This is a genomic window from Ruminococcus sp. RTP21358st1_G6_RTP21358_211008 (assembly GCF_040908885.1).
Classification (GTDB): domain Bacteria; phylum Bacillota; class Clostridia; order Lachnospirales; family Lachnospiraceae; genus Blautia_A; species Blautia_A faecis.
Window position 1 is genome coordinate 1 of record NZ_JBDGDM010000109.1, and the last position, 1455, is coordinate 1455.

Sequence of the window (1455 nt, forward strand, 5' to 3'; positions counted from 1 at the left end):
ATATAACAGCTTCTGGTTGCTGTAAATAATGGAATTCAATTCCTCAGGAACTGTGAATACTACATGATAATAGGGTGCATCCAATACGTTCTCTTTTTGTGCATCAATCCATTTCTCTTTCGGAAACTCCTGGCACATGGGACAGCATCTGCTTCTGCAGGAGTTGTTGTGAACACTGATACATCCGCAGTCCTCACAAACACTGATGTTTACACCAAAAACTCCTGTTTTACAGTTTCTGATGTGATAAGCCGTTTTTCTGTGATGAGCAGGAGGGTTACTCCTCTTTTCATAGGAAGGATAGAACCGTTCAAATACATCCTGTATCGTACATGATTTATCCATAATCATTCACCACCCATCTCATCAAATGGGCTTTTAATACCAAGCAGAGTTTTATTGCTTACATGCAGATAAATCTCTGTTGATTTTGGATCACGATGTCCCAAAAGAGCCTGAATATATTTTATATCGCAGCCTGACTCAAACAGATGACTTGCAAAACTATGACGCAAACAATGTGTGGAGACGTGTTTTTGAATGCCTGCTCTTTCGGCGCTTTCACGAAAAAATTGAATGACACTATCTTTTGTAAGATAATCCCCTGTCCATGAACTTGGGAACAGAATCCCTCTTGGCCTGCCACATTGAAACCAGTATTCTGTCAATATTTCAAGCGTCCGGTCTGCAAGCAAAGTATAACGGTCAGATCGGCTTTTTCCATCGCGGATGTGTATGGTTTTGTTCGTGCGTGAAATATCATCATAATGAAGGTGTGTGACTTCTGAAACACGAAGTCCACCTGAATACATAGTAGCGATCATAGCTTTATGCTTCAGATTTGGTGTAGCATCAAGAATAGCTGATATTTCTGCTTTTGTAAGCACCGCTGGTAACTTTCTGTCCCTTTTCATACGAGGTATGTCATCATCATCCCAATTCATCTTCAATACTTTTTTGTAAAAGAAGCGGATTCCTGAATGGTAGTGATTGTATGTTTCTGGTGAAATCCCGGAAAGTTTCTTTTCAGTTAGGAATGTATCAACATCGTCAGTTGTTAATGCATCTATATCCTTGGCTGTGTGGTTCAAAAAATGAGCAACACTGGTACAGTATGCATGAATTGTGGAATCCTTGAGATTCCGTTTATTCGCAGCAGATCTAATCTGATTAAAAATTTCTTCGTACATAATAAAATCCTCCATGTAAAGTAAATCGTAAATGTATAAACACTGCTTACATGGAGGAGCATTAGCATAATAAAACTGCTTGCCAGAAAGGCAGCTCAATGGTATTCTTATCATAGGCAGTGGGGATGTCGATCCTGTTTGATTGTTGGTTGTGGTGACTTAACAATACTACTTGTAGGACTTGGTTTCCACTGCTTTTTATTAAAGTGTAAAGAAAAACTGCGCCATAGCCTTGGCAGGCCATCGCGCAGCGATTTTGTTCAAC

The 1455-nt window shown here is 39.7% G+C and carries 3 protein-coding genes; all 3 read right to left on the minus strand.

Annotation, left to right across the window (positions count from 1 at the left end; translation table 11 throughout):
* Positions 1-351 (minus strand): transposase zinc-binding domain-containing protein (locus AB5Z12_RS20730; RefSeq protein ID WP_368368771.1); only part of this gene is annotated, 351 nt, incomplete at its 3' end.
* The gene (locus AB5Z12_RS20735; protein WP_015514772.1) at positions 348-1190 is read right to left on the minus strand and encodes a tyrosine-type recombinase/integrase; all 843 of its coding nucleotides are present in this window, start codon (positions 1188-1190) and stop codon (positions 348-350) included. The genes AB5Z12_RS20730 and AB5Z12_RS20735, both read right to left, overlap by 4 nt.
* A 61-nt stretch (positions 1191-1251) precedes the next feature.
* The coding region (locus tag AB5Z12_RS20740) for a hypothetical protein (protein ID WP_207664942.1) at positions 1252-1455 on the minus strand (204 nt) is incomplete at its 5' end.

Excerpts from the sequence above, each read along its gene's own strand:
- AB5Z12_RS20735 (WP_015514772.1), bottom strand. The coding sequence starts at position 1,190 with ATGTACGAAGAAATTTTTAATCAGATTAGATCTGCTGCGAATAAACGG.